The 4,571-nt window shown below is 68.1% G+C and carries 1 protein-coding gene; it reads right to left on the bottom strand.

Annotated features, from left to right (window positions below; all coding sequences use genetic code 11):
- Positions 1 to 4 precede the first annotated feature (4 nt).
- Positions 5 to 4,571 (bottom strand): non-ribosomal peptide synthetase (locus A9X03_RS12195; RefSeq protein ID WP_156746545.1); only part of this gene is annotated, 4,567 nt, incomplete at its 5' end.

Raw genomic sequence — 4,571 nt, 5'->3', positions numbered from 1 at the left:
GGCCTCAGCTGCCGGCCGCGCGGGCCCGCGACACCACCTGCATCGACAAGATGCTGTCGCCGCCCAGGTCGAAGAACGATTCGTCGACCCCGACCCGGTCCAGCCCGAGCACTTGGGCGTAGATCCCGGCCAGGATCTCTTCGGTCGGGGTCTGCGGTGCGCGGAAGGGCGTGTCGGCAAAGACCGGCGCCGGCAGCGCCTTTCGATCGATCTTGCCGGACGAGGTCATCGGGAACTCGTCGAGCACCATGATCTGCGTCGGCAACATGTAATCCGGCAACCGCGCGCTCAATTGGCGTCGGACGGCGCTGATCCGCGTGTTGTTGCGCGGGTCGTTGGCGGGTTCGTCGTGACCATCGCGGTTCGGCAGGTATACGTCGCTGATGGTCGGGATGCTTCCCTCCGCAGCGGCCGTGAAGACGGCATCAAGCGTGCCCGGTTGAGCGCCCCACGTGACCGCGACGCGATAGCCAATGGCTTCGCCGAGGCGGTGCAGTGCTTCGGGTGTCGCGGTGCCGTTCGATTCCACCCGGGTGGCCTCAGCGAGCGCGTCGGTCAGGGGTAGCCCCGCCGCCAGGCCCTGTCCGATTTGGACGTCGGTGACCAAGCCGGCGCGCGGGATTCCGCATATTCGGATGTCGGCGGGACGGTCGGAGTTCAATCGATTCTGCAGCCCGTTCAAGCCGGCGCAATCGGCCCACGCCCAGGTCGGGGCGGCGCCCAGGGAATGCACCGATGTGGGCGCCTTGTGCACGACGACGTCGTAGCGGTACCGGGTGAGTTCGTTGTCGGCCGCTCCGCGCTTGACCTGGATGTCGAGCGCCGACGCCGCCGGATGGCTGGCCGCCCAACCGGTGAAAAACTCTGGAGCGAGCAGGAGTTCGGCCTCGCCGACGACGGCGCGCTGGATGCGGTGACGAAGTTCGCCCGCGTCTGTGTTGCCGCTGCGGGCGAGCGCCACCGCGGTCTGGAATGCGCCCTGCAGGCTGTGGTTGCGGACATCGCCGATGAACAGCGATCCGCCGGGGCACAGGAGTTCCATGACACTGTCGATGAGGTCGGCCAGATACCCCGCGTTGGGGAAGTACTGAACGACCGAGTTGAGGATCACGGTGTCGAAGAAGCCCAGCGGCAGGCCGTCGGTCACGTGGGCGGGTCGAGTCAGCAGCTGGACGCGGTCACGCCAGGGGAGCTCCAGCCGTTCCATCGAGCGGGCGAGGTAATCGATTGCCGCCGCGGACATGTCGGTGGCCACGTAACGCTCGCACTGCGGGGCGACTTGTGAGAGAACCAGGCCCAGGCCCACCCCGATCTCCAGTACCCGCCGCGGTCGCAGGGCCATGATCCGGTCCACCGTCAGCGAACGCCATTCCTCCATCTCCGCGAGCGGGATCGGCTCGCCGGAGTAGCTGCTGTTCCATCCCCGGAAGTCGGTGCCGAGCCCGGAGGTGCCGGCCTCGGCGCCGTAGAGGTCGTCGTAGACGTGCTGCCACTGCGCGACGATTTCGTCGTCGTCGTCGTTGTCGGCGGTGGCGGCGTGCTCGAGGGCCACGTAGGCGACGAGGTTGGCGCCGGTCCCGCCGTTGTGCATCGTGGCTGCGGCCATGGTGACGTGCGGGCAGGCCAGCAAGCTGTTCTCGATCTCCCCCAATTCGATTCGTTGTCCACGGAGTTTGACCTGGGTGTCGGCGCGTCCCAAGTAGTCCAGCGTTCCGGCTGCGGTCCAGCGGACCAGGTCGCCCGTGCGGTACAGGCGTGACCCGGGAACCCCAAAGGGGTTGGCGATGAACCGTTCCGCGGTCAACTCCGCCCGGCCGAGATAGCCGTGCGCGACGGCACGTCCGCCCAGATACAGTTCGCCGACGACGCCGATGGGCGCCGGGCTGAGCCGGGTGTCCAGCACGAGAGCGCACACACCCGGGACGGGGGTGCCGATTCCCACCGGCTGCCCCGGCGCCAAGGGTCCGCCGCAGGTGGCCCAGATGGTGGCCTCGGTGGGGCCGTAGGCGTTGAACATTCGCCTCTCCGACGCCCAGGCAGCCGCCAACTCGCTTGGGCACGCTTCCCCCGTCGTGATGAGCGTGTCGACCGCGTCGAGGCGGGCGGGGTCCAGCGAGGACAGCACCGACGGGGTCAAGACCGCAGCGTTGACGCGCTGATCACGCAGCAATGCCGTCAACGCCTCGCCCGCAACGGCTTCCGGCGGCGCCACCACCAGCGCCGCCCTCGCCCCGACCGCCAGCAGCAATTCACCGATCGATACATCGAAGGTGGGCGCGGCGAGCATCAGCAGCCGCGTACCCGCATTCAATCCGAAGAGCTCGCCGAGCGAGGCGATTTCCAGCAGGCCACCGTGGCTGACCGCGACTCCCTTTGGGGTGCCGGTGGATCCGGACGTGAAGATGACGTGGGCGGTGCTGTTGACCGTCAGGGGTGCCAGGCGGTCGGCGTCGGTGATCGGGTCAGCGCTCAGCCCGGATAGGTCGAAGTCGTCGATGCGGAGCACGCGGCGGCCGCCGGCCCAGTCAACGGTGCCGGCGTCGCGGGTCAACACGCAACTCGCGTCTGCGGTGTCCAGCACGGTCGCGATGCGCTCGACGGGGTGAGTCCGGTCGACGGGCACGTAGGTTCCGCCGGCTTTGACGACGGCCCACCAGGTGAGCACCAGTTCCAGACACCGATCCATCGCGACCGCCACCGCGCGCTCCGCGCCGACGCCCGCCGCTATCAGTGCGTGCGCCAACCGTGTCGACGCCTCGTCGAGCTCGCGATACGACATCGAGCGGTCACCGTCGACCACCGCCACCGCGTCCGGGTCGGCAGCCGCCGCTGCCGCCAGCAACTGCGGCGCGACTCCCACCTGTGCATCGACCCCGGTGCCGGCCCACGTCGATTGGACCAATTCGCGCTCGCCGCAATCCATCAACGAGATGGCGCCCACCACCACCGCTGGGTCCGCGACCACCGCGTCCAGCACCCGCCCGAACCGGTCGACGAGACGCTCGATGGTGGAGCGGTCGAAGAGATCCGTCGCGTATGTCACCGATCCGGCGGCCCGTGGAGCGGCCGGGTCGTCGGTGGGCACCTCCACCAGTTCGAAGTCCAGGTCGAAGCGCGCCGAGCGGGTGGGCACCGCCCACTGTTCGACGCCGACGCCATCGATCGCGAACGCGTCCGGGCGCACGTTGTTCTGCAGCACCATCAGCACCTGGAACAAGGGGTGGTGCGCGGCCGAGCGCGCGGGATTGAGCTGCTCGACCAACCGCTCGAACGGCACGTCCTGATTGCTGTAGGCGTCCAGGGCTTTATTACGCACCCGCGCAAGGACATCGGTGAACCGGCATGCCGGATCCACTTCCACTCGCAACACCCAGGTGTTGACGAAGAATCCGACCAGGTCGCTGAGCGCACGATCCGACCGCCCGGCGATCGGTGTGCCCAGCACCACGTCGTCACCCACGCCGACCCGGTGCAACAAGACCGCCATGACAGCCTGCAACACCATCGAGGCCGTCGCGTTGTGCGTCGCTGCCAGCTGCTTGATCCCGGCCCAGACCCCCGGCTCGATCAGCAGATCCACCTCGCCGCCGCCGTAGCTGGGCACCGGGGGCCGGACACGATCCGCGGGCAGCGACACGATTTCCGGCAGTCCGGCCAATTCGCCTTGCCAATAGCGCAACTGGCGAGCGATCACACTGTCCGGGTCGGACTCGTCTCCCAGCAGCTCCTGATGCCACAGCGTGTAGTCCACGTATTGCACCGGCAGTTCGGCCCAGTCCGGTATGAGCCCCGCGCATCGGCTTGCGTAGGCGACGCCGATGTCCCTGAACATGGGAGCCAGCGACCAACCGTCAAAGGCGATGTGGTGCAGCACAATCGCGAGCACATGCTCCGCGGGTCCCGTCGAATAGATTTGCGCGCGAATCGGGATCTCCGTCGCCAAATTGAATCGGTGGCTCGCGAGCGCGATCAACTCGCCCGCGACCTCTTGCTGATCGCCCAGCGGCACGACGGTGGTGTCGCCGCGCCGCCACATCCCCGGCTGGGCCGCCAACACCTGCTGGTACGGGGCGCCGTCGACGTCCGGGAAGACGGTGCGCAACGACTCGTGGCGGCCGATCAGGTCATCGAGGGCCGCGGTCAGCGCCTCGACGTCCAACTCGCCGGTGATCCGGAAGGCGGTCGGCATGTTGTACGTCGCCACCCCGCCCTCGAACTGGTTGACGAACCACAGGCGGTTCTGGGCGAACGACAGTGGAATCTTCGCGGGACGCTCCCTGCGTCGCAACGGTTTCCGTCGAGTGCCTCCGGCGAGGCGGGGCGCCAACTCGGCGACGGTGGGGGCCTCGAACAGGGTGCGGACCGAAACGTCGGCGTCCAGGTCGGCGTTGACGGCGGCGATCAGGCGCATGGCCGACAACGAATCCCCGCCGAGGTCGAAGAAGGAGTCGTCGATGCTGATGCGGTCGAGGCCGAGGACTTCGGTGTAGATGGTGGTCAGGAGTTCTTCGATGGGGGTGGTGGGGGGGCGACGTACAACATGCCGACCGCCTTCCGGATCACCGGCGAGT

This window comes from Mycobacterium sp. E1715, assembly GCF_001667625.1.
Classification (GTDB): Bacteria; Actinomycetota; Actinomycetes; order Mycobacteriales; family Mycobacteriaceae; genus Mycobacterium.
Note: the sequence above shows the minus strand (reverse complement) of the source record. Positions and strands in the feature narration are given on the sequence as shown.